21 protein-coding genes are annotated in these 23,762 nt (G+C 69.9%); 9 read left to right on the top strand and 12 right to left on the bottom strand.

Annotated elements, in window-relative coordinates; translation table 11 throughout:
* Positions 1 to 482: 482 nt before the first annotated feature.
* Genes ACRSBM_RS16330 through ACRSBM_RS16295 form a run of 8 tightly spaced genes read right to left on the bottom strand, consistent with a single transcriptional unit; the run spans position 483 to position 9,145 of the window.
* Entirely contained in the window at positions 483 to 1,133 is a 651-nt protein-coding gene (locus ACRSBM_RS16330) for a class I SAM-dependent methyltransferase (protein WP_434444249.1), read from the bottom strand.
* Positions 1,130 to 2,347 carry a hypothetical protein gene (locus ACRSBM_RS16325; RefSeq protein WP_434444248.1) on the bottom strand — a complete coding sequence of 406 codons (1,218 nt, stop codon included), beginning with the start codon at positions 2,345 to 2,347 and terminating at the stop codon, positions 1,130 to 1,132. Before ACRSBM_RS16325 ends, ACRSBM_RS16330 begins: the two co-directional genes overlap by 4 nt.
* On the bottom strand, positions 2,344 to 3,513 hold the full coding sequence (locus ACRSBM_RS16320) for a glycosyltransferase family 4 protein (protein WP_434444247.1): 1,170 nt from the start codon (positions 3,511 to 3,513) through the stop codon (positions 2,344 to 2,346). The genes ACRSBM_RS16325 and ACRSBM_RS16320 overlap by 4 nt, the downstream gene beginning before the upstream one ends.
* A complete protein-coding gene (locus ACRSBM_RS16315; RefSeq protein ID WP_434444246.1) occupies positions 3,513 to 4,448 on the bottom strand; it encodes a UbiA prenyltransferase family protein in 936 nt (311 codons plus the stop codon). The genes ACRSBM_RS16320 and ACRSBM_RS16315 overlap by 1 nt, the downstream gene beginning before the upstream one ends.
* Positions 4,445 to 5,581, bottom strand: a complete 1,137-nt coding sequence (locus ACRSBM_RS16310) for a glycosyltransferase family 4 protein (RefSeq protein WP_434444245.1) — start codon at positions 5,579 to 5,581, stop codon at positions 4,445 to 4,447. Before ACRSBM_RS16310 ends, ACRSBM_RS16315 begins: the two co-directional genes overlap by 4 nt.
* Before the next feature lie 21 nt (positions 5,582 to 5,602).
* Entirely contained in the window at positions 5,603 to 6,688 is a 1,086-nt protein-coding gene (locus tag ACRSBM_RS16305; RefSeq protein WP_434444244.1) for an endonuclease/exonuclease/phosphatase family protein, read from the bottom strand.
* Between the two features lies 1 nt (position 6,689).
* Positions 6,690 to 7,727, bottom strand: coding sequence for an NAD-dependent epimerase/dehydratase family protein (locus tag ACRSBM_RS16300; protein ID WP_434444243.1), 1,038 nt, complete (start codon positions 7,725 to 7,727; stop codon positions 6,690 to 6,692).
* Complete coding sequence (locus ACRSBM_RS16295; protein ID WP_434444242.1) at positions 7,721 to 9,145, bottom strand: aspartate aminotransferase family protein; 1,425 nt, start codon at positions 9,143 to 9,145, stop codon at positions 7,721 to 7,723. Before ACRSBM_RS16295 ends, ACRSBM_RS16300 begins: the two co-directional genes overlap by 7 nt.
* 118 nt (positions 9,146 to 9,263) lie before the next feature.
* Here ACRSBM_RS16295 and ACRSBM_RS16290 point away from each other — a divergent pair, with 118 nt between their 5' ends.
* Both ACRSBM_RS16290 and ACRSBM_RS16285 read left to right on the top strand, forming a co-directional pair.
* A complete protein-coding gene (locus ACRSBM_RS16290; protein ID WP_434444241.1) occupies positions 9,264 to 11,615 on the top strand; it encodes an ATP-binding protein in 2,352 nt (783 codons plus the stop codon).
* A 227-nt stretch (positions 11,616 to 11,842) separates the two neighbouring features.
* A complete protein-coding gene (locus tag ACRSBM_RS16285; RefSeq protein ID WP_434444240.1) occupies positions 11,843 to 13,432 on the top strand; it encodes an MFS transporter in 1,590 nt (529 codons plus the stop codon).
* A gap of 37 nt (positions 13,433 to 13,469) precedes the next feature.
* Here the strand turns inward: ACRSBM_RS16285 and ACRSBM_RS16280 are convergent, their stop codons facing one another.
* The gene (locus tag ACRSBM_RS16280; protein ID WP_434444239.1) at positions 13,470 to 13,871 is read right to left on the bottom strand and encodes a hypothetical protein; all 402 of its coding nucleotides are present in this window, start codon (positions 13,869 to 13,871) and stop codon (positions 13,470 to 13,472) included.
* A 633-nt stretch (positions 13,872 to 14,504) separates the two neighbouring features.
* On the opposite strand from ACRSBM_RS16280, the gene ACRSBM_RS16275 reads away from it, so the two are divergent.
* The 4 genes from ACRSBM_RS16275 to ACRSBM_RS16260 all read left to right on the top strand — a co-directional run bounded on the left by ACRSBM_RS16275 (position 14,505) and on the right by ACRSBM_RS16260 (position 18,586).
* On the top strand, positions 14,505 to 15,329 hold the full coding sequence (locus ACRSBM_RS16275; RefSeq protein WP_434444238.1) for a LytR/AlgR family response regulator transcription factor: 825 nt from the start codon (positions 14,505 to 14,507) through the stop codon (positions 15,327 to 15,329).
* Entirely contained in the window at positions 15,329 to 16,441 is a 1,113-nt protein-coding gene (locus tag ACRSBM_RS16270) for a sensor histidine kinase (RefSeq protein WP_434444237.1), read from the top strand. The genes ACRSBM_RS16275 and ACRSBM_RS16270 overlap by 1 nt, the downstream gene beginning before the upstream one ends.
* A gap of 143 nt (positions 16,442 to 16,584) precedes the next feature.
* Entirely contained in the window at positions 16,585 to 17,013 is a 429-nt protein-coding gene (locus ACRSBM_RS16265; RefSeq protein ID WP_434444236.1) for a hypothetical protein, read from the top strand.
* A gap of 370 nt (positions 17,014 to 17,383) precedes the next feature.
* Positions 17,384 to 18,586 carry an HNH endonuclease gene (locus tag ACRSBM_RS16260; protein ID WP_434444235.1) on the top strand — a complete coding sequence of 401 codons (1,203 nt, stop codon included), beginning with the start codon at positions 17,384 to 17,386 and terminating at the stop codon, positions 18,584 to 18,586.
* A 73-nt stretch (positions 18,587 to 18,659) separates the two neighbouring features.
* On the opposite strand, the gene ACRSBM_RS16255 is transcribed toward ACRSBM_RS16260, so the two are convergent.
* The gene (locus ACRSBM_RS16255) at positions 18,660 to 19,862 is read right to left on the bottom strand and encodes a cation:proton antiporter (RefSeq protein ID WP_434444234.1); all 1,203 of its coding nucleotides are present in this window, start codon (positions 19,860 to 19,862) and stop codon (positions 18,660 to 18,662) included.
* Positions 19,863 to 20,021: 159 nt separating this feature from the next.
* Between ACRSBM_RS16255 and ACRSBM_RS16250 the strand changes: the two genes are divergently transcribed.
* Genes ACRSBM_RS16250 through ACRSBM_RS16240 form a run of 3 tightly spaced genes read left to right on the top strand, consistent with a single transcriptional unit; the run spans position 20,022 to position 22,346 of the window.
* A complete protein-coding gene (locus ACRSBM_RS16250; protein ID WP_434444233.1) occupies positions 20,022 to 20,630 on the top strand; it encodes a TetR/AcrR family transcriptional regulator in 609 nt (202 codons plus the stop codon).
* Positions 20,627 to 21,877 (top strand): glycosyltransferase, encoded by a 1,251-nt coding sequence (locus ACRSBM_RS16245; RefSeq protein WP_434444232.1) that lies wholly within the window; start codon positions 20,627 to 20,629, stop codon positions 21,875 to 21,877. The genes ACRSBM_RS16250 and ACRSBM_RS16245 overlap by 4 nt, the downstream gene beginning before the upstream one ends.
* 22 nt (positions 21,878 to 21,899) lie before the next feature.
* The gene (locus tag ACRSBM_RS16240) at positions 21,900 to 22,346 is read left to right on the top strand and encodes a DUF6653 family protein (protein ID WP_434444231.1); all 447 of its coding nucleotides are present in this window, start codon (positions 21,900 to 21,902) and stop codon (positions 22,344 to 22,346) included.
* Positions 22,347 to 22,373: 27 nt separating this feature from the next.
* Here ACRSBM_RS16240 and ACRSBM_RS16235 read toward each other — a convergent pair whose 3' ends face one another.
* Together ACRSBM_RS16235 and ACRSBM_RS16230 are read right to left on the bottom strand one after the other, a co-directional pair.
* Complete coding sequence (locus tag ACRSBM_RS16235) at positions 22,374 to 23,228, bottom strand: SAM-dependent methyltransferase (protein ID WP_434444230.1); 855 nt, start codon at positions 23,226 to 23,228, stop codon at positions 22,374 to 22,376.
* A 136-nt stretch (positions 23,229 to 23,364) separates the two neighbouring features.
* Positions 23,365 to 23,730 carry a DUF1330 domain-containing protein gene (locus ACRSBM_RS16230; protein ID WP_434444229.1) on the bottom strand — a complete coding sequence of 122 codons (366 nt, stop codon included), beginning with the start codon at positions 23,728 to 23,730 and terminating at the stop codon, positions 23,365 to 23,367.
* Between the last annotated feature and the right edge of the window lie 32 nt (positions 23,731 to 23,762).

Genomic DNA, 23,762 nt, shown 5'->3' with positions numbered 1-23,762 from the left:
GAATGTTGAACCATTGCGGAATTCTCGGCCACCTGGACTGATCGTCGCCGGCATGGTCTCGAAGAGGTCGATCATTCAGGGGCGGAGGGTGTTGAATCACGCGTGCGACGAGTACCGTTCCGACCTGGATCTGCGCTACTTCCGCGGCGACAACTGCCACGTGCAGCTCTCGAATCATTCCACCGATCTGGAGCCGAGCACGGTGCGCTATGCCCGCTATCTGGCGGAATTCGACAAGCGGAAACTGGAGCGGCTGGGCGAGGACGGTGAGCTCGGCTGTTGGACGAACTCGACGACGCGCGCATTGACCTTGCCGGCAACATCCACAGCTTCGCTGAGATGCCGCGCACCGCCGTCGACGCGTGACTCGGGTAGTTGTCGCGTCGCGGTGTCGGGCGCCTCTTCCTCATCACCGACACCCGAGACACGTTCAACAGCACCTCGAACTGGGTGTGGACGACCTCCACTTCGGTAAGAGCAAGTCAGCCGGTGTGCAGGCGCAGGCCCGTGTAGAGGCGCACCGCGGCGGCGGCCAGGTTCGGCACCCTGATCTCGCGGTTCACCCGGAAGTGGCTGCGCAGTGCCGGTTGCAGGCGTTCGCGGCGGTCGCCGTACTGGCTCGGGCCCTGCCGGGTGAGCAGGCGGAGGGGGACGTTCCACAGCGCGCCGGTGCCCGGCGTGCAGAGCACGAGCGTGCCGCCCGGCCGCAGCACGCGGCGCATCTCCGCGCACGCCGCCTCGATGTCCGGCACGTACTCCAGGGTGCTCACCGACACCAGGCAGTCGAACGACCCCGTGTCGTAGGGCAGGTTCTCCACGCTCGCGGTGGCCAGGGTCGCGTTCACGCCGTGGCGGGCCAGGTTGGCCTCCACCTCGGCGCGCTTCGGGTGCGGGTCCACGCCGTGCAGGTCGTCGCAGTGACGGGCGAGCTCCGGCAGGAACACGCCGCTGCCGTAACCGATGTCGAGCAGCCGCGGGAACCTCGTGCCGGCCAGCAGGTCCACGATTATCCGGAACCGCAGCCGTTGCACGCCACGAAGGACCGGGAGGTGGTTCCAGCCGGGGTGGTCCACGTCGCTGGTCGAGGTGAGGCCGTCCTTGGGTAGCAGCGTCAGTGGGCGGTCGGATTTCATCGAGACCTCATCTCGGTAGCAGGAGTCGGGAGAACGGTCGGCGTCTGCCGGACGACGGTCAGGAACCACCAGCCCAGCGCGACGTTGCAGAATGTGAAGGCGGCGACCATGCCCGGCGCGCCGGCGAACACACCGCCCGCGGCCTGCAGGGCCAGTCCGGGCACGAACGCCGCGGTCAGCGCGGTGCGGACGCGGGCCAGGCCGAGCGATGGCTGGACTGTGACCACGCAGAACAGCACGACCACCAGGGCATGGGCAGTGGCGCCGACTGCGGTCAACGCCAGGAGTGCGGCGTTCAGGTGGTGCAGTGCGCCGGCGGCGGCCAGGCCCGCTACTACGAGCACGACCGCGCCGGTCACCGACAACGCGATGGCGCGCGGGGCGTACCGCAGGACGGCACGCCTGCCGGTGGCCGGGTTCCGCCGGGCCAGCAGGGCGATCAGCACCGAGGCCAGCGAGTCGGTGAACAGCACGCCGATCACCCGCCGGCAGCTGCCGACGTAGAGCGCGTAGACGGCCACGGCCGCCGGGCCCGCCGCCTGCACCAGGAGGATCACGTCGAACGCGAAGAGCAGGGCCAGCAGCGACTGGCCGGTGCTGTAGGCCCAGCCCTCGCGCAGGAACGTCCGCGCCAGCACCGGGTCGGGACGTCCCGGCACGCACCGCGACCCGGCCAGCATGCCGGCCGCGCAGAGCGTGTTGGCCGCGGTGACCATGACCGAGTACGTGCCCGGATCCCCCTCCCCCACGACGGACAGCACCGCGGCCAGGTACGAGAGTCCGTGCGCGAGGCGCCAACCGGAGGCGAGCAGCTGCCGGTCCCGGATGCGCAGCAACGACTCCGCGAGCGTCAGCGCCGCCGCCGACGCGCCGAGCCCCGCCGCGTGCCACAGCAACGCCGGTGCCGAGACGGCGAGAAGCACAGCGCAGTAGGCGAAAGCCGTCACCGCGGCCGCGGTCGTGACGGACGCCAGCGCCGTCCCCGTCACCACCCGGTCGTCGGACCTGGCCGCCATCGCCCGGCTGGCGGCCACGTGCACACCCCACAGCATCGGGATGCCGAGGACCACGCCGATCGCCTGCACCGCGACGAACTCCCCGAACACGCCGAAGCCGTCGTAGCGGGCGATCAGCAGGCTGGCGACCGTGACCAGCACGCTCGCACCGGCCGAAAGCCCGGCCGGTGCCCAGGAGCGCGCCGCCACCGCGGTCACCGGCGCACCGCCTCGGCGTAGACCCGCAGCGTGCGGTCGGCGGCCGCCTCCCAGGAGTGGTGGTCGAGGACGTACCGGCGGGCGCGGTCGCCCAGCTCCGGGTCGTCGTCGGAGAGAGCGCGCAGGACCGCGGCCGCCAGCTCGTCCACGGACATCGTGGTGGTGCGCAGGCACGCGCCCTCCCCACTGCCCACCACCGCCTCGTCGAAACCCGGCCCGACGACCGTCCGCGCCCGCAACGCCATGGCTTCCAGGGCGACGAAGCCGAACGGTTCGTAGGCCGAGGGGAACGCGCACACGTCGGCGGCCACGAGGTGGTCACGCAGCTCGCCGGTGCCGAGGAACCGGCCGAGCACGTGCACCCGGTCCCCCAGTCCGAGCTGTGCCACCAGGCGGTGCAGGCGCTCGTCGGGCCCGATCTCCGGCCAGCCCGACCCGGCCAGCACGAGGGTCACGTCCGGGATCCGGCCGATCGCCTCCACGAGCTCGGTCACGCCTTTGTGGGCCGCGTACCGGCCCGCGAACACCACCAGCCGCCGCCCGTCCGGCAGGCCGTAGCGCGCCCGCACGTCCTTGCGCACGACCTCGCGCTCGGCGGCGTCCGGGCACGGCATCCGCCACGCCTTACCGGCACCGTGCGACACGACCACCGCGTTGCCGGCGAGGTAAGGCACCGCGGCCACGGTGTCCTGGGAGGGCACGACCACCAGCCGCGCCCACCGGCTCATCACCCTGGTCAGCAGCCGTCCCGCGGACGCGACCAAGCCGCGGCCGCCCTCCCCGCGGAAGATCTCCGCGGAGTGCACGTGGAAGCACACCGGCAACCGCAGCAGCAGTGCGCAGACCAGTCCGGCGGGCGCGCACATCCAGTCGTGGACGGCGACCACGTCGGGCCGCAGTCGCACGACGTACCGGACACCGGCGAGGTTCAGCCGTGCCAACGCGATCGCCATGCCCAGCCGCGTCCTCGGCAGCCCGGTGGGCACCCGGTGCACGGTCACCCGGCCGTCCCCGGCTTCGGGTGGCAGGCCGCGGTGGCGTGACGCCCCCACCAGGTGGACCTCGGCGTCGCGCGACGCGAGCCCGCCGAGCAGCCCTTCCACGTAGGTCCCGATACCGCCCAACGGATCCGGCGGCGCACCGGTGGACACCATGACGACCCGCATCACAGCACCCTCCCCAGCGCGAGGCACGCGAGCCACACCACGGCGTTGACCACCAGCGGCACGTCGGTGAGCACGTCCTGGCCGGGCTCGCCACCGCGTTGCGCCGCCAGCAGGTACGCGTACCGGCACAACGCGAAGACCACGAACGGCACGGTGACGACGGCGAGCACCGCGGACTGCGGCTCCGGCCCGGACAGCACGAACATCTCGTAGCTGAGCAGGGTCGCGGCCAGCAGCACGGCGACGAGCTGGTCCAGCAACGGCACCGAGTAGCCGGTGAGCGCGGGCCGTTGCGCCACGGCCAGGCCGCGGACGCCGGCCAGCTCGTGCCTGCGCTTGCCCAGCGACATGAGCAAGCAGGTGAAGTACACGCACAGGATCAGCGCGGGGTTGAACGGCGCCGCCACCGCGACGCAGCCCGCGACGGCCCGCAGCACGAACCCGGCCGCGACCACGCTGACGTCGATCAGCGGGTAATGCTTGAGCTTGAGGCAGTACGCCAGGTTGAGCACCACGTACCCGGCGACGGTCGCCTGCACCGGCGGCGGCAGCAGCGCACCGCATCCCAGCAGCGCCGCCACGCACGCCACGCCGAGCAGCACCGCGCCCAGCGGGCTGACCCGCCCGCTCGCCACCGGCCGGTGGCGCTTGTCCGGGTGCAGCCGGTCCTTCTCCCGGTCGAGCCAGTCGTTGAGGACGTACACCGCCGAGGAGGCGGCGACGAACGTGGCCGTTGTGGACAGTGCCACGAGTCCGTTCTGCCACAAGGAGATCGGGTCCACGACCAGCGGCACGATCAGGACGAAGACGTTCTTGACCCACTGGCGCGGCCGCAGCAGCACCAGCCACGCGGGCAGCCGCGACCGCCGTGGCCGGCTCTCGGGTGTGGGCCGGACCTGTTCGGGCACAACGGGTCCGTCGCTGAGCCGCCTCACGAGCGCCGACCGCTCAGCAGCCGCAGGAACGCCTCTTCGTGCGCGTCCAGCGAGGTCTCGCCACCGAACAGCTTCGTCGCCGCCTCCCGGCCCGCCTCGCGGTCCTCGGCGGGCAGGGCGGCCATCTCCAGCAGTGCCTCCCGCAACGCCACGGGGTCGCGCGGCGGCACGAGCCGGCCGAACCCGGTTGCCGCCACGGGGTGGTTCGCGCCGGGCAGGTCGGTGGCCACCGGCGGAACGCCCGTCATCATCGCCTCCACCTGCACGATGCCGAACGACTCGGCGATCGACGGCAGCGCGAACACGTCGATGGAGGCGTAGAAGTCGCGCACCTGCTGGTCGCGCAGCAGCCCGGTGAACCGGATCCGCGTGTCACCGGCGGCCTCGCGGCGCAGCTCGGCGATGTTGCTGCCGCCGGCCACGTTCCGGTCGCCGCCGGCGATCAGCAGCCGGGCGGCCGGGTCGTCGATCGCCCGGAACGCGCGGATGAGGTGCTCGATGCCCTTCTCCACGGCGATCCGGCCCATGAACCCGATGTGCAGGCCGTCCCCGTCGCGCAGCACGGGAGCGCCGCCGGAGCGGTCCACGCACGGGGACGGGATGGGCAGCAGGGCGCGGCGCCGGATGGTGGGCCAGATCCGCGATCCTCGCGCCTGCACCTCGCTGTTGGTGATCACGAGGTCGGCCTTGCGCACCGCCACCTTGCACACCTGGTCGACCGCCCACAGCCCGAAGCGGTTCACCGCGCCGTCGGGCAGGAAGGCGTCGATGTGGTGGGTGACGACGAGCTTGGCACGTCCGCGCGCGGCGGCGACGAACGCCGCCTCGGGGTTGGGCAGGTGCATGTGCAGCAGGTCGGAGCGGGCCGCGAGCCGGCCGGCCAGCACCGGCAGCGCCGGGCTGAGGAACCCGCGGCTGACCCTGGCGAGCACCGGCGCCCGGAACACGTGGACGCCGTTGAGCACCTCGTGGCGGGGTAGCGCCGGGTCGTGCCGGGCGCAGACCACCGCGACCCGCCAGCCGCGGCGGGCCAGGCCCTCCGCGGTCAGGCGCGCCGACTCGGTCAGGCCGCTGACGTAGGGGGCGTAGTAGTCGAGCATCACCGTCACGTCGAACTGTCGTGCGTGCGGCACAGTGTTTCCCTTTCTCAGGTCTCAAGACGCGGGCGGGACGGCGATCCTGATCTCCTGCGCGGCGTGGTCGGAGAACGCCTCGCCGCCGCCGAAGCGGTAGCCGGGCACGACCAGGTCGCCGGAGGTGTAGAGCCAGTCCAGCCGCCAGAGACGCGGCAGCGGGTAGTCGGAGACGGGCCAGGACGGCGTGGACGAGGTGCCACCGCCGGGGTGGTGCGAGCGGGTGCCCGCGCCCAGCCCGGTGAGCTCCATCCAGGGCGAGTTGAAGTCGCCGGCCACGACGACCGGGTTGCGGTTGGCGGCGAGGTCGGCGCGCAACCGGTCGAGCTCGCGCAGCCGCCAGGTGCCCTGCTCGTGCAGGAACCGGTAGAACTCGGCGCTGAACGGGTCGTCGCCGACACGGAACGGCACCGGCAGGTGCACGTTGTAGAACGAGACCGTGCGGCCACCGACCAGGACGTCGGTGCGCTGGGACTTGCGGCCCTCCCAGTACCAGCCGGTCTCGGTGCCGGGATCGGGCTGGTGGTGGGTGGCGACGACCGGCAGCCGGCTCAGCGTCAGCAGCTCACCGTCGACCGACACCTCGTAACCGGGGAACTCCGCGCGCAGCCGGGCGGTGTCGTCGATGCGGACCGGCCGGTCGTCGTCCTCCCAGTACAGGTACTCCTGCAGCAGGTAGACGTCGGCGTCCTGACCGCGCAGGAACGCGTAGAAGGCGCCCTCGTCGTCGGACATCCGCCAGTAGTCGGTGGACCAGGCGAAGACCTTGACCTCGGTGCCCTTCGCGGTGGTGTCGCCCGGCCACGCCGGCACGTAGCCCGCCAGGGAGGCGCCGGCCAGCAGCAGGACGGCCAGCACGACGGACAGCCCGCGCCGCACGGGTCGTGCCAACCAGGTGACCGCGAGCAGCACCGCAGGCACCACCACCAGGGCGACCGGAGGGGTGGCCTCCAGCGCCAGCCACACCCACCACTCCCCTGCCAGCAGGACGTGCAGGACGAGGAACACCGCCCACGCCACCGCGGCGGTCACGACGAGCCGCGTCCCCCAGCACCACCGACGCCCCTGTGAGTCCGTTGTGGACTCCGTCGTGGTTTCGGTTGTCATGTCAGAAGAACACCTTCGCAAGGCCTAGAACGCCCTGCCGCCACGGGTCGCGGCTCGTGCGCCCGCCCCCGGCGGCGGGTGCGTCCGCCCGTCGGGTGCGCCACCACTCGTAGGTCTGCAGGATCGCGTCGCGGTTGGACCTGCGAGGCCGGAACCCGAGCCGGTCGCGAGCCTTGTCGACGCTCACGAACGAGTCGGCGAGCAGCTTGTGCACCAGCCGGCCGTACACGGGCGAGAGCCGGGTCCGCTCCAGACCCTTCAGCACGGCCACCGCCGGTCCGCTGGGCACCGACACGACCCGTTTGCCGTGCCCGGCCGCGTCCAGCACCGCCTGGAAGTCGGTGCGCAGCGTGCCGAAGTCCGCGGCGCCGATGTTGTAGGTGTCGCAGGCGATCGACTCCGGTGCCCGCAGCACGGTGACGACCGCCTCCACCAGGTCGTCGAGCGCGAGCATCTGGATCCGCACGTCGCCTCTGCCCAGCACCGGGAAGTTGCGGCCCTCCTCGGCCCACTGGAACAGCATGTCGAACAGCCCCATGCGACCCGGCCCCAGGAACGTCTTGGGCCGCAACACCGGCAGGCACATTCCCTCGTCGCGGAACCGCTGCGCGACCACCTCGGCCGCCGCCTTGGCGCCGCTGTAGGTGTCCACGGGCTCGTGCGGGTGCTCCTCGGGCGTCGGCACCAGGCGCGGCAGCCCGTAGACGGCGGTCGAGGAGATGTGCACGACCCTCGTGACCGCCGCCGCGCGCGCCGCCTCCAGCACGGTCGTGGTGCCCTCGACCACAATGGACCTGATGTCGGCCGCCGGATAGCTGGGCAGCGCGGAGGCGCAGTGCACCACCCCGTCGACCCCGCCGAACGCCTGCGCCAGTGCGCGCGGGTCGCGGATGTCGCCCGTGCTCGACGTCAGCCCTGGTCGTTCCGGCACCGGCCGCAGGTCAAACGCGCGGACCTCGTACCCGTCGCGCACCAGCCGTTCCACCAGGTGCGAGCCCAGCACGCCGGCCGCGCCGGTGACGGCGACACGGGTCACCACGACGTCACCCGCTCGCGGATGAACCGGCCCAGCAGGCGGGTCATGCCCTCCTCCAGCGTGGCGTCGAGGGCGTCGAGGAACCGTTCCGCGTCCTCGGGTTCGGCGACCAGCGGTGGGCTCACGACCAGCGGGCTGCGGCCGTTGAGCGTGTTGTAGGTGTAGATGTCGTGCTTGCGGTACAACGTGTCGATCACCGCGGCGGTCACGACCTTGGTGCGGATCAACGGGTCCTTGGCCAGGCCCGCGGGCAGCTTCGCGACCAGGTCGAGGACCTTGGGGCCACCGGTGAGGAACACCCCGAACAACGCTCCCGCGCCGCGCACGTCGGCGACGCTGTCCGGGTGGGCCTTGCGGATGCGTTCCAGTCCGGGCGCCAGAACCGCTTCCAGCGCGCGGGCGCGTGCCGGGTAGTCGTCCTCGACGGCGATGGCGATGGCCTCGATGGCGGTCGCGGTCTCCTCGCCGAACCCGTAGTAGGTCGTGCTGGTGCTCTGCATCATCGCGTCGGTCATGTTGTCGTAGGCCTTGCGGAAGACCGGCTCGCGCGCCACGTAGGCGGAGACCGAGGACTTCCCGCCGCCGAAGGACTTCGACGTGGTGACCACGTCCGGGACCAGCCCGTCGTACCGGGTGAAGTGGAACATGCTGCCGGTCTTGCCCCAGCCGGTGTAGATCTCGTCGAAGACCAGCACGACGTCCTCGGCGGTGCACAGCTCCCGCAGGCCGCGCAGGAACTCCTCGGAGCACCACCGCATCGTGGAGGCGCTGAAGGGTTCGACCAGCAGCGCGTAGACGTCGCTGCGGCCCCGTGCGTCGCGGGAGGCGTCGATCTCGCGGCGCACGGAGTCGAGGTCGTCGTAGGTGAACGTGCCGATGCCCGGGATCGTCGGGAACGCGAAGTGGTTCTGCGCTCCACCGGTGAGACCGCCGGAGCCGAGCAGCTTGCCGTGAAAGCTGTTGTCCGCCCGCAGGATCCGCTGCCGCGCGCCGCCGTGGTACTTGTAGGCCAGCTTGACCGCGCCCTCGACGGCCTCCGCGCCGGAGTTCGGCACGAACGAGCGCGTGAGGTCGCCGGGCAGCACCGCCGCGAGGTTGTGGCCCAGCGCCGCGAGATAGGGCGAGAAGTAGGTCTTGTGCACCTCCATCCGCCGTCGTTCCTGGAACTTCCGCCGTGCGGCCAGGATGCGCGGGTGGTTGTGCCCGTGGTTGAGCACGCCGACACCACCCGTGAAGTCCAGGATCCTGCGGCCGTCGCGGGTGTGCACGTGCGCACCCTCGGCGTGGTCGACGAGGTCACGGCCGAAGCCGAACGACGTCATCAACCGGACCTGGTTCCTGTTGACGTACTTGCGGTAGAGCTCGTGCACCTGCGCTACATCGAGTTGCTCGGCCTGGTCCAGGCCGATCAGGTCCGCCACTTGTCCCCCATGCCGTCGTGGACTGCCTCTTGCCGGTCCGCGGCTAGACTCTGCCGTGGTCGCGATCACAGGGGACAGGTCCGCGACCGGACATTGACCGGACACTCTGGGGGAACTGATGTCCGACGACCCAGGCGGCCGATTAGCCCCGGGCGAGCTGGTACGCGACTGGCGGACCAGGGCGTTGCTGACGCAGGAACAGCTCGCCGGACGGGCGGGGCTGAGCGTGCGGACGATCCGGCGGCTGGAGAACGGCACGCTGCGGCGGCCGCGCAGCGCGTCGGTGCGGCTGCTGATCGACGCGCTGCGGCTGGACGCGGCGGAGGCGGAAATGCTGACCGCCGTCGCGCGCGGCCTTCCGGCACCGCCGGGTGACCAGCCCGCCTCCTCTGCCGGACGGCTGCCCGACCCGCCCGCGACACCACGGCCGGCGCCCGCTCCCGTCGCGGTCCGCCAGCTCCCGGCCGGAACCGCGGGCTTCACCGGCCGCGACGCGTTGTTGCGCCGGCTGAGCACGGTTCTGACCGACGCGGGCGAGGACGCCACACCGATCGCCGCGATCACCGGACCGGCCGGTGTCGGCAAGACCTCGCTCGCCGTGCACTGGGCGCACCGGGCCGCGCCGCGGTTCCCGGACGGCCAGCTGTACGTGGACCTGCGCGGCTTCGACCCGAGCGGAACGGCGGTCGACCCGTCGGAGGCGCTGCGCGATTTCCTGGCCGCGCACGGGGTGGCGCCCGACCGCGTGCCCGCCGGCACCGAGGCGCAGGCGGCGCTGTACCGCAGCAGGTTGGCCGGTCGGCGCGTGCTCGTGCTGCTCGACAACGCCCGCGACGCCGACCAGGTGCGCCCGCTGCTGCCGGGCGACGGGGCGTGCACGGTGCTCGTCACCAGCCGGAGCCCGCTGGCCGGGCTGGTCGCCAACGAGGGCGCGCACCCCGTGATCGTGGACGTGCTGCCGCCCGCGGAGGCCAAGCGGATGCTGGCGCGGCGCGTCGGTCAGCGCCGCACGTCCGCGGAACCCGCGGCGGTGGCGGAGATCGTGGAGCTGTGCGCCCGCCTGCCACTGGCACTCGCCGTGGTGGCGGCACGGGCAGCGATCCGCCCAGGTTTCCCGTTGGCGCGCTTCGCAGACGAGCTGCGCACAGCCCGTTTGGACGCTCTGTCCGGCGGAGACGCACGGGCAGACCTGCGCAGCGTGTTCTCGTGGTCCACGCGGGCGCTGAGCAGACCCGCGGCCTGGCTGTTCCGGTTGCTGGGCACGCATCCCGGGCCGGACACGAGCGTCGCGGCGGCGGCCAGCCTGGCAGCCCTGCCCGTGCCGCGGGTGCGGGCACTGCTGACCGAGCTCGCCGACGCCCACCTGGTCCTGGAGCACCGCCCGGACCGCTTCACGTTCCACGACCTCCTGCGCGCGCACGCCGAGGAAACCGCGCGAGAGCAGGAATCCGAGGCCGACCGGCGGGCCTCGACGATGCGGGTCCTCGACCACTACCTCCACACCGGACACGCCGCCGCCGTGCTGCTCAACCCGCAGCGCACCGAGGTGACCCCCGCCCCGCCACACCCCGGAGTGCAGGTCGAGGACATCGCCGCCTACGCCGACGCCACGGCCTGGTTCGTCGCGGAACACCGCGTCCTGCTGGCGGCCACCGAACACGCGGCCCGCCACGGCGCTGACCGCCACGCCGCCGAGCTCACCTGGGTGGTGTCGGGTTTCCTGGAACGCCAGGGCCACTGGGAGGACTGGATCCGCTGCCAGCTCGTGTCCCGGGCGGCCGCGGCCCGGCTCGGCGACCTGTCCCTGGAAGCCGCCGCCCACCGCAACCTCGGCCGCGCGCACTCACGGCTGGGCCGCGTGTCCGAGAGCCGCCACCACTACGCGCAGGCGTTGGAGCTCTACCAACGGGCAGGCGACCTCGGCGGCCAGGCCAGGACGCACACGAACCTGGCGCTGCTGCTGGAACAGTCGCGCGACTACGACGAGGCCCTGAACCACGCCCAACGCTCGTTGTCGATCCACCGCCTGCTGGCCGACGACGGCGTGGGCCACGCCAACGCCCTCAACACGGCCGGCTGGTGCTACGCGCTGGTCGGCAACTACAACCAGACGCTGGTGCACTGCCAGGAGTCGATCGTCCTGCACCGCCGCATCAAGGACCGTGACGGCGAGGCCGCCACCTGGGACACGCTCGGCTACGCACACCACCACCTCGGCAACCAGCGGCAGGCGGTGACGTGCTACGAGACGGCGATCCGGCTGTACCGCGAACTCGGCGACCACTACTACGAGTCGATCAGCCTGCTGCACCTCGGCGACCTGCACGGCGAGTCCGGTGACCCGGCCGCCGCGCGCTCGCACTGGCAGCAGGCGCTCGACATCCTCACCGGCCTGGGGCACGCGGCGGCCGAGGACGTCCGCGCACGCCTGCGCAACGGCACGGTCAGCAAGCCCGCGATGACGCCGTAGCAACTGGACCCGTTGCACCAGCCCGGCACCGGCCGCACCGGGGCCGTAAACAATCCTGAACGCAAATTCTTCCAGAGGGCACATAATTGCTCCGACCGCAAATACGTCCGCGGGCATATCGCCAGCCCCACCGCAATAGCGTCGGCAAAAATCTCTAAACTTGACAATGTCTCGCGCGCTTGCTTATCGTCGGCCAGGTTTTCGTCAATCGACATCCGAAGGTGTCCATGACCCCGCCTGCAACGCTGCCGAAATCGCGGCAGCAGTTGATTCTTGCCGTTCTCATGGTGTGTTCACTGCTGATTTGGCTGGACAACACCGTTCTCAGCATCACCATGGAGACCCTCGCCGACCCTGTCCGCGGACTGGGCGCCGGCCCGGCAGAGCTGCAATGGGCCACCGGCGCGTACACCCTGGTCTTCGCGACCTTGATGTTCACCGCCGGTGCGCTGGGCGACAGTTTCGGCCACCGGAACGTGCTCGCGGTCGGGCTGGTGATCTTCGCCGCGACCTCGATCTGGGCGGCCTACGCCGGCGACGCCGGCCAGCTGATCGCAGCCCGCGCCGCAATGGGCATCGGCGCCGCATTCATCATGCCCGCCAACTTCGCCATCCTTTTGTGGACGTTCACCGGTCCGGGGCGAGCGACGGCAATCGCCATTTCCTCGACGGCGACCGGCGTCGGAATGGCCGCGGGCCCAGTCCTCGCAGGGGTCCTGCTCAGCCATTTCTGGTGGGGTTCGGTCTTCCTGGTCAACGTTCCCGTGGTCGCGGTGGCGTTGGCCGGAATCATCCTGCTGGTCCCCAATTTCCGCAGTCCCACCGTGCGACCGCTGGACCCGGCCGGGATCCTGCTGTCGATCAGCGGGCTCGCAACGCTGACCTACGGCCTGATCCGCGCGGGACAGGTGGACACCTGGAGCCGGTGGGACGTCTGGGCACCGGTCGCGGCCGGGCTCGCCCTGCTCGCCGTGTTCGTGCTCGTCGAACTGCGGACCAGGGAACCGAGTTTCGACCCCCGGCTGCTGGCGCAGCGGATGTTCGGCGGCGGCAACCTGTCCATGTCGTTGCTGCTCTTCTCGGTGGCCGCCGTCACCTTCTACAACGCGTTCTACCTGCAGGGCGCACTCGGCTTCTCGCCGCTGAAGGCAGGCTTGGCCAACGTGCCGACCGCGGTCGGCGCTGTCGTGGGTGCACCGCTGGGCGCACGCCTGGTCCGCCTGTGGTCCTTGCGCGCGGTCGCCATACCGTCGCTCGCGGTGGCAGCGTTCACCTTGGGCGCGGTCGGCTTCTTCGACCTGGACACCTCGCTCACCTGGATCGCGGTCGTGTTGCTGGCCCAGGGCCTCGCCGTCGGCATGGTGCTCGCGCCGGTGACCGGAGCGCTGATCAGCAGCCTGCCGCTGGAACGCTCCGGCGCCGGTTCGGCCGTCACCAACACGGCACGCCAGGTCGGCAGCGTGATGGGGATCGCGGTGGGCGGCACGATCATGTCGATCGCCTACCGGAACGCGATCGAACCCTCGCTCGGCGACGTCCCGCCCGCACTGCGGGACAGCGTCCGCGTGTCCGCCGAGCAGGCCAGGCACGTCGCCGGCACTCTCGACCAACCCGCTCTCGCCGAGGCGGCAGACCGCGCGTTCATTCACGCCATGCACGTCGGCGCGGTCTGGATCATGGTCATCACCCTCGTCGCGACAGCCGTACTGGTGTTCGCCTTGCGTCCCACCGGAGGACGCACGGGGCCGGCTGGGCAGGCCGAGGACGGTCCGAACAGCAGCCGCTCCGCGGCGGAGGCCGCCTCGCCGGCCGGGTGACCGTGGTCTGAGCTGGACGGCATGCCGCTCGGGGAGATCAGCAGGTGGCCTTGACGGTCGCGGTCGCCTGGAACGACAGGTGCACGTGGTCCATGTGGTTGGCCGTGGGACTACCCCGATCCTCCATCACCGACCAGCCGCTGCCGTCGTTGTAGCGCTGACGCCAGATCACGTACGTGACGCCGAACGCCCGGCGGTTGGCCAGCACGTGGTCGGCCAGGGCATTGCCGGTGGCGGTATCGACCATGAAGTCCAGCGCCAGGCCGAGAGGATGGTCGCCGGAGCCGCCCCGGCCGGCGGCCCCGCCGATGTCGTCGACGCCGAACTTGGCCGCGAGGTGGTGACCTACCTGCGCCACATGCGGTTTGACTCCGTCCAGGGTGGTCGGACAGGGCGGCGGGGGCGGCGGCGTGGTGGTCTTGGGTGCTGTCGTGGTCACCGGAGGCACCGTGGTGGTCGCCGGAGGTTGCGAGGACGGCGAGGCGGTGGTCGATGTCGTGACAGGCCGCAGGTCCTGGCTGACAGGGGTCGACGGGGCGGCCAGTTGGGCGGCCGCTCCCGTTGGATCGACCGGCTGGTCCGAAACGCGGACGGCCCAGAAGGTCACGACCAGGCCCGCGGTGAGGGTGGCGGCGACTGCGATGGGCAGCTTCCGGCTGGCTGTCTGCTTCGTTCTATGTCGGCCCGGCATTCGGGAACACCTTGCGTTGGGGACGGGGCATGTTCACACGGCGCGCAATATTACGAAACGAACACGAGAACATAACGGGCGAGTGTTGATGCTCACATTTCTGCTGGTGAGCACATCACTACAGAATGTGACAAGCCCGTGGGCCGTGGACGGTCATGCCGCACTGTCCGTCGAGGTCACCGGTCCGGACATCGTCAAGGCCGACCCGGTCGCAGAACCACAGCGGCCCGATGGCCGTATCGGAGTGCCGACCACGTCGCCTGCCATCACTCGATCAGGTGGCGTCGTGGCTTCTCCCCATGCGAAGCGGTCAGCTCGGTATACACAGGCCCCTGGGCGCGCCGGGCGACGTCGGCCGATCAGACGCGCGGAAGGGAAACCGTGCAGAACTCCTTCAGCGGTGACGCGACGAACGCCTTGCAACTGCGCGATCTCACCGGGAACGTCTACATCAACTCACAGGTGATCAACGGCGCGGCGGCTCCGGTTCCCGAGCGCAAGCTGCGGGCCCTGGCCGTCGACGACGAGCCGCACGCGTTGCACCAGCTCACCGCGATGCTGCATGAGGATCCGCGCATCCAGGAGGTCAGGCCCGCCAGTGACGCGACCGAGGCAGCTCAGCACATGTCCGAGGCGGAGTCGGCACTCGACGCGGTCTTCCTCGACATCTGCATGCCGGGTCTGGACGGCTGGCAGCTCGCGCGCCTGCTCGCCCAGTTCGCCGCACCACCCGCGATCGTCTTCGTCACCGCGCACATGTCGCGCGCCGCCGACGCGTTCGATCTCGAGGTCGTCGACTACGTGCCGAAGCCGATCGACTCAGCCAGGCTGGGCCGCGCGATCGGCCGAGTGATCCGCACGCTGCAGCCGGTGCCGGAAGACGTCGTCACGGTGGACGTCGGAGGCACCATCGCCTCGATCCGGCTGGCCGACGTGCTGTTCGTCGAGACGCACGACGGCAGGGTGCGGCTCCACACCGACTCCTGCGCGTTCTCCGTCGACGTGTCGCTGTTGCAGCTGATGCACGGCAGAGAAGGCTTCGTACGGATAAACCGAAGACACCTCGTCGCGATCAAGCACGTGCGGCGGGTCCGCGAACAGGACGACCGGATGGCCGTGATCATCGGCGACCGCACCCTAGAGGTGAGTCCTCGGTACAACTCCGACGCACGTTCCGCGCTGGTGCGCAACACCTGGTCGCCCTGATGACTCCTGTCGACCTTATCCTTCTCGTGGTCACCGCAACCGTCATCACGTTTCTGGTTGCACGCAAGGACAACTCACGCCGCCTGCCCGACACGACGCTCGAAACCGCGTACGAGATCTTCTACGAAACCGAACGCGCGGCGCAGGCCCTCTGGGAAGGCCGGGGCGTGGCGGACCAACTGTGCGCCATCACCGGTGCGACGACGGTCACGGTCGTGACGACCGACGGCACAGTTGAATGCAGTACACCGGGAGCACTCCACGTCGAACGCGCCGGGGAACTGGCAGAACTGGCGCTGCAGGCGAGCCAAGTCGTCACCAGCGACGAGTCGGGCATGGTTGCCGTAGCCGTGCCGGTGATCACCCCAGACCGCAGCTGGGTGCTAGTCGGGTTCTCCGAGGCAGATCCGGCGGCCCTTCGCCGTCGGCTCTCCTGGGCAGCGGCCTGCCTGGCGCGGGACGTGCTGGTGATCCAGCGAGAAGAGATTGTGCTCAGCCAGTTTCTCGCCAGGATCTCGGCAACCGACGCATTGATGTGCCGCCGATCGCTGTTCAACTGGCTGCACTGCATCTGGTCCATGACCCGAACAGCTCCCGAGCGAGCCCGAGAACTGTTGCTCGACCTCAGCAACCTCATGCGCTACGCCTACGTCTCCATGCGCAGCAAAGGGAATCTCGCCGACGAACTGCGGTGCGTGGACCAGTTCCTGCTGCTGGAACGAGCGAGACTGGGCAGCCGGTTGTCGGTAACGCTCGACGTCGAACCCTCGGTGCTCTTCACCACCGCGCCATTTCCCGTGATCGTGCCGTTGGTCAAGAACGCGGTGCAGCACAGCGAATCAGTCGACCGGAAGCTCCTCGTCACGCTCATGGCGTTCGAGGACGGACCCGACGTCTGCATCACCATCGACGACAACGGACCCGGTATCGACTTCGAGCGAGCTTACTTCTCCGCCAACGGGCTACTTCGCATCGATCAACGGCTCCGGGCCACGTTCGGCCCTCACTACGGCCTCGTCGTCGAGACCGGACCGGACGCGGGCACCAATGTCCTGGTTCGTCTGCCCAGGGCTTCCAACTCAATCGGCCTCGGTCAGCCCAGCGACGGGTGATACGGCCGATTCTCGTCACGTCGTCGGTCAAGGCCGCGAAGCGGTGGCGCTGGACCTACGAGGGCATCGGCCGGGTAACGACGTGTACGCGACCACCGACGGTGGTGAGGACGATCCACTTCTCCGGCAGTTTGGTGGCTCACATGAAGAACACTGAGATCGCGGTAGGGCTCCTCGTCACCTGGATGACGCGTTCTTCGATCTCCGGACGCGACCTGCCGAACGATCAAGCTCTCGCGCTTCGCACAGTGCACGAGCTCGTAACGGCCAAGCTGAGCGGAGATCCGGCGCTCAAGCGGCTCGAAGTCGAAGCGAGCGACGCCGGCGAGGTACGTCCGCGAACGCGGACCAGGCTGGAGATGGCCCTGGAGGACGCCGCTGAGGACGATCGCGACTTCGCGAAAGCGCTGGAGAAAGCAGTCAGCGAACTCCGCAGCAAGTCAGGCGCCGTCGACGACCAGGCCCGCGGAGCCGTCATCAATCGAATAACCGGAAATGTCAGCGGTCGCGTGATCCAAGCGCGGGACATCCATGGCAGCGTCACCTTCCACGACGACTCGAAAAGAAGATGAAGGTCGCATCGCCGATCGATCGTCGGAGTGACCGCGAAGGCTGCGAGTGGCGAGTCGCTCGCGCCCCCGCTGCCGCCCGACGGCCTCAGTCTTCCGGCATACTCCGCGCCAGACGAGTGACCGTGACCCGCGCGGGACTTCTAATTAGTCCGCTCACGAGGCCGTCAGCTGGGCTGCCACCTCATCGACTGCTGAACCTAGGTCGCACGACGACCGCCTCGGCCCCCCGCCGCGTGCAGCTCATCGGCGGGGGCCGAGGAGTCGGTGATCGCCACACAGCAGGACGGCTGAAACAGGTCCCAGATTCGGACAAGCTCGGCCGGCGCATGCTTGTGGTAACTCGGTTGCGACGGGCGCCGATGATGGGGGCATGCGCGCAACAGACAACGCCGGTGCCGTACTCAACGCGGAGTTCGAGATTGAGCCGGACGGCGACCACCTCGCGTTGGTCATGAAGAGTGCAGGCGGCAAGGTCAACGGAAGTCCGCACGGCCGCAACCACCAGTACAACCTCGCCCTGGAACTGCTGCTCCACCGGCTTCGCGAGCGCGGCGCAGTACTGGAAAGCGGAGTCGTGGACTCCAGTTCGGTCAAGCATCTGCCCGAGACGGAACGCACGATCGTCGAGTCGCCGGTCGTGCTGGCGACGACGCCCGGCATCGAGGTGCTGCGCAAGAAGCTGGGCCGTGCACAGGGAAAGATCGGCAAGAACCCGGATGGCAACGCCACCAAGCAGATCCGGCTGAGGCTGCGGGTGCCTGGTTACGCCGCCGACGACGCCGGCCGTCTGGCTGCGGACCTGGCGAAGCCGGCGAACCGCGGCGCGGCACCGGACGCGTCGGCTCTGCTGCGCTCGCTCATCGGAGATCCCATCGAGACGGTGACCGGCAGCGTGAACACCATCGTCGAGGTCAACCAGAAGCAGGTACGGGTGACCACCGACCGGTCGCCGCAGGGGCAATGGGTCGATGTTCGCGATGTCGAGGCCGGCCTGGAGAAGCTGCACGCGCAGGGGTCGGTGCTCGTGAGCGTCGACGAGCTCGGGCACCGTTCCTCGTTCGTCGGAGCTGTGCTGGCAACCATTCCCGGCACAGTCGTCTCCCTCCGGCCAGCCATCGTCACGTTGCACGACCCGGAGTTCCCGCTGCGCATCCGGAAGTTCGCCGTGCTCGACGGCAGCGCCCAGGTCACTACCCGCAAGGAGCAGAGGGAACTGCGCAGGTTGTTGCTCGGCGGCCGCACCGCCGCGCCTTGTGACCTGTGCGGACACGACTACCCAGGGGACTTCCTCGTCGCGGCCCACATCAAGAAACGGTCGTTGTGCACCGACGACGAGCGCAACGACCTGACCAACGTGGCGATGCTGGCCTGCAAGTTCGGTTGCGACAGCCTGTTCGAATCCGGCCACATCACCGTGGACGACACCGGTCGCGTTCTCTCCTGGTTCGAGGACGGGCTCCGCGGCCGGCTGCGCGATCACCTGAACCAGCTGCACGGACGTCCCTGTGGAGCACACCGCACCAGCTCGCAGCCCTACTTCACATGGCACCGCGCCAACGTCTACCGCGGATAACACAGCATCCCTTCAAGACCTGCGCAGCTCACGAGCGCCGCCCAGACGAGGGTCAGGGGGCGACCGACCCCCCTCAGTCCTGCCTGCGTTTCTCGGGCCGGCCTGTGGGCAGCCCGTCCGGCGGCTCGAAACTCAGGGCCTTGGCCACCGGCACGTCGGTCGAGGAGTGCAGCACGATCGACAGCGCGATGGTGATCGCCACGAGGTCGAAGACGTGCTCGCCGGCCGGAATCCCGGCTTGCAGGACGAGCAGGCCGTAGACCACCGACGCGAAGCCCTTCGGTCCGAACCACGCTGCGGCGGAACGTTCGCGTGCGGGCAGGGACGTGCGCAGGAGCGACAACATCATCGCCGCCGGGCGCACGAGCAGGATCGCGATGACCGCGACCGCCCAGTCGCCCACGGTCAGGTGCGAGAGGCGTTCCGGGGTGATCAGCGCGCCGAAGACGAGGAGTGCCGCGAACTTCGTGATCTCGGACAGCAAGTCGCCGAAGTGCTCGAAGTGCTCCGCCGCGACACGATCCAAGGTCGCGATGGTCGAGCCCGCCGCGAACGCGGCCAGATAGGGATTGGCGTGCGTCAGGTGACAGGCCGCGTACAGCATGACCGCGATCGCCAAGGGGCCGAGGGCCTGCAGCCGCGGTTCGGCGGTGAAGATCCGCAGCCGCCACGTCAGCACGACGGCGGCGGGGATCGCGATGCCCAGCGCGAGTCCTGCGGCGAGTTCAATGCCGATCGTGGCGAAGTCGGTGTCTTTGTTCGCCGCCGTGGCAAGGAAGATGAGCACGAACGGCAGGGCGAGGCCGTCGTTGAGCCCGGACTCGACGTTGAGCAGGCGCCGCAGCCGCGCGGGCACGTCGGTGCGGCCGACGATCGCGGACGCGAACACCGGGTCGGTCGGCGAGAGGATCGCGCCGATCAGGAACGACGTCGTCCAGTCCAGGCCGGTGAGGAAGTGGGTCGGCACGGCGATGCCGACCATGGTGAGCGGCATCGCCAGGCCCAGCGCCCTGCCCGAGAGCCGCCACCCCTGCTTCAGGTCCGGCAGGCCTGCCCGCTGACCGTCGGTGAACAGGACGGTGAACAGCGCGAGATCAGCGAGAACCGTGACGAAGCCGCTGTTGGATGGGATGTCGACCAGCCCGAGCCCACCCTGCCCGATCAACGCGCCCGCGACCAGGAACATCAACGCCGTCGACAGGATCGTGCGGGCGGCGAGACCGGACAGCGAGACGCTGATCAGCAACACCACGCCGAACGCCAGAACCAGTGCCATCAGCGGACTCCACCCATGTCGGCCAGGCCCACCACGAGTTCGTGACGAGCGTTGCCGACCAGGCTTCCCGGCGCACCGCGCGCAAAGATGCCGTAAATGTTCACGCAGAGCAAACCGGCGGCCTGGACATCGACTAAACAGTTGTTCAATAATCAGAACATGCGTTCAGCCTCTGACCTGACGGCACGCGCCCGCATCCGCGACGCGGCACTCGCACGGTTCGGCGCCGACGGCATCGCGGGCACCTCGGTCCGCGCGGTGGCCGCGGATGCCGGGGTGTCACCCGCGTTGGTGGTGCACCACTTCGGCTCCAAGGAGGGACTCCGGCAGGCCTGTGACGACTACGTCCTCGACTCGATCCGCAGCGGCGGCGAAGCCGCCTCCGAGGCTTTGGGTGAGGTGTTGCGGGCGGCGACACCGGTCCGGCGTTATCTGGCGAGAGCGTTGCTCGACGACACCCCCGCTGCCGGCGCGCTGTTCGCCGAGATCGTCGAACGCACGGAAACGTGGCTCGCGGTCGGCGAGACCGAGGGCTGGGTTCACCCGTCAGCGGACGCGCGGGCGCGAGCCGTCACCTACGTCTCGTGGTTGCTGGCGCCGCTGGTGCTCGGCGATCACGTCGGCCGGTTGCTGGGCGGTGACCCTGCCGAGACCGCGACAGCGGTACGTGGCGCTCGCGCTGGTCTGGAGATGCTGACCAACGGCCTGTTCACCGACGACCGCTGGCTGACCGCGTTCACCGCGATCGACGAAAGGAACGGCCGGTGAAAGCCTTGCTGGTCACGCACGGCACGCGCGGTGACGTGCAACCGTTCCTGGCGCTCGCGGTGGCCCTCCGACGGGCCGGCCACGATGCCTTGCTCGCCGCTCCCGCGTCCTTCGCCGGCAGCGCCGCCGACTACGACGTGGAGTTCGCGCCGCTCAACGAGGGGCCGAACAGGCTGCTGCACGAACCGGCGATGGTGAAGGCGATCGAGAGTGGGTACCGGGGTGTGCGCGGCAAGCTCACCGCGATCTCGACGATCCGGCGCATCAAGCCGTTGATGGCGGACGTGCTGCGTGACGTTGGCGCGGTCGCAGGCGCCTCGGGCGCGGATCTGCTGGTGCACTCGCCGAGCCTGCCCGCCCAGCACGCGGCGGAACTGCTCGGCGTACCGGCGGTGCTGGCCACCCTGCAGCCCGGCTGGGTGCCGACGTCGGAGTTTCCGTGTCCCATGGTGCCGCTGCCGGGAGTTCCCCGGTTCCTCAACCGGGCCACCTATCTCACGGTGTCAGCGACCATGCGCGCCTACAACGGTGTCGTCAACGCCTGGCGTGCGAACGAACTCGGGCTGGCACGCGGTCGCGGCCCTCGGCATGCGCTGGTGTTGCAGGCGTTCAGTTCAGCCGTCACCTCGGTCGACCCCGCATGGCCTCAGTCCGTGCGCACCACCGGCTTCTGGTTCCTGCCGCGGAACCCCGAGTGGTCACCGGACACGTCGCTGCGGGAGTTCCTCGAGGCAGGTCCGCCGCCTGTCTACCTCGGATTCGGCAGCATGGCGGGACGAGACGCCCAGCGCACCGGTGACATCGTCGCCGACGCCGCCCGCGAGGCAGGAGTGCGCGCGATCGTGGCCACTGGCTGGGGCGGACTCGCCGCACACTCGTCCGACGACCTCCTCGTCATCGACCAGGCGCCGCACGACTGGTTGTTCGGCAGGGTGGCAGCGGTCGTGCACCACGGCGGAGGAGGAACCACCGCCGCGGCTCTGGCGGCGGGCGTGCCGCAGGTCGTCTGCCCGTTCGTCGCCGATCAACCCCACTGGGCACAGCGGATGCACGCCGTGGGCGTGGCGCCGCAACCACTTCCTCACCGGAAGATCACCGTCGCCTCGCTCAGCGAAGCGATCACACAAGCCGTGACCGATCCCGCCCTGCGGCAACGCGCCACCGACCTCGGCGAGCAGATACGCGCGGAGAACGGTGTCAGCACGGCGGTCCGCGACCTGGAGGAGATCCACAATGGACGTAGCTGACCGAGTCGCGAGGACCTTCGGCATGACGGACGAAGCGTGGCAGCGGCACGCCAACCCGTGGAGCGTCTGGACGCGGTTCGCCGCGATCCCCCTGATGCTGGTGGCTGTCTGGAGCCGCACGTGGATCGGCTGGTGGAGCCTCCTGCCCGTCGGCGCCGTGGTCGTCTGGCTGTTCGTCAACCCGCGGGCGTTCCCTCCGGTGCGCGAGCCCCGCAGCTGGGCGGCCCGGGGCATCTACGGCGAACGCGCCTGGGTCGAGGACCGGGATCTCGTGCCGCCGGACCACCGGTCGGTGCTGCGCTTGCTGGTCACGGTCGGCGTCATCGGGTTCGGCTTGATCGTCTGGGGTCTGATCGCCCTGGAGGTGTGGCCGACGGTCTTCGGCACCACCGTGGTCGTGCTGGCACAGCTGTGGCGAATCGATCGCTTCGGCTGGCTGTGGGAGCGTCACCAGGCTCAGCGGTCCTGATCTGCGTCACGCCACCACAACGCGGCGTCACGGTGACACCTTGACGCAGTGCACGATCCGCTCGATCTCCGACACCGGCTGGAGGCGAGCCAAGGGTTCGAGGTAGCGCGCGGTGAACTCGCGCGGACCCAACTGTTCGATCTCCGCCCACCCGTATGGCTCGACGAACGGCGCCACTTCGTCCGGCATCAGGCCGAACTTCCACATGCGCCGTTTCGACACGAACTCGCGGTGAGCTGCCTCCGCGCCGAACATGGCCGTGCCGTCGAGGAAGTCCCTGCGCACGAAGGTGAACACCAACTCACTGCCGGCAGGTGCCTGCGCCAGGAAGTCGAAGGTGGCGCGCACGGCGTCCTCCGTCAGGTACTGGGTGACCGCCTCCCAGACGAAGAACACCGGCTTGTCATCGCGATAGCCGTTCTCCGCCAAGGCGTTCGCGAGGCTCTGGTCCTCGAAGTCCACCGGCACCAGGGTCAGTCGCTCGGGCACCGACCCGAACAGCGCGCACAAGCGGTCGTGCTTCGCCTTCACGTTGGCCGGCAGGTCGACCTCGAACACGCTGCCGTCCCAGCTTCCGCAACCGCGGGTGTCGAAACCCGCCCCGAGCACGACCGCGGTCCGCGCTTCGGTGGCGTCCAGACGATCGTCGATGTAGCGCTTGCGGCACAACATGCTCGCCCACAGACCGGGGATTTTCTTCTCCGTTGCGGAGAACAGCGCGTTGCGCACCGGCCGCCAACGTGCCGCAGCCACGGCCAGCCGGCCGGAGAAAGGCAGGATCCGGGCTGCGAGCTCGTCCCGGACGAGTGGATGTTCCTCGAACTGGTCCACAGCGGCGATGACCATCGGTCCCACGGCCGTTCCAGTGACAGCGGTGTCCACGAAGACTCCTCAAGGTCGGCGTCCAACACACGCCGACCAGGCTTCCCGGCACACCTGGCGGGGAGTCTACAACCACATCAAGCGTCCCGTCCGGGCTTCCGATCGCCGGCGTTCGCACGGGGACCTCAGGCTCGGATCAGCTCCACGGGGTGGTGGCCTGGAGCACGGCCTCGGTCAACGCCGCCGTCCGCAGCCGCGTCACCTCCTGGTACTCGGGATCGGCGACCATGCGGCTGAACGCGGTCCGGTTCGGATACCGCACGATGATCACCGCGTCCCAGCTCTGCCCGTCCTCGGCCACCAGCACCGTGGAGCCCTTCCCGGCGTACAGGATCTCGCCGCCGTAGCGGGGCAGGAACGTCTCGCTCAGATGACGCGCGTACTCACGATAGGACTCGGCACCGCCCTCCGCGAACCGCAGCAGGTTCAGCATCACCAGCGGCCCGCCCGGGTCCTCGGCGAGCAGTCGCTTCAAGTCCGCACCACGGGGATCGACGGCCATGTGCCCAGCATGCCCTGAGGGACCGCCACGCG

The organism is Lentzea xerophila, assembly GCF_051094245.1.
GTDB lineage: Bacteria > Actinomycetota > Actinomycetes > Mycobacteriales > Pseudonocardiaceae > Lentzea > Lentzea xerophila.
This window is presented reverse-complemented; position numbering and strand designations above follow the sequence as displayed.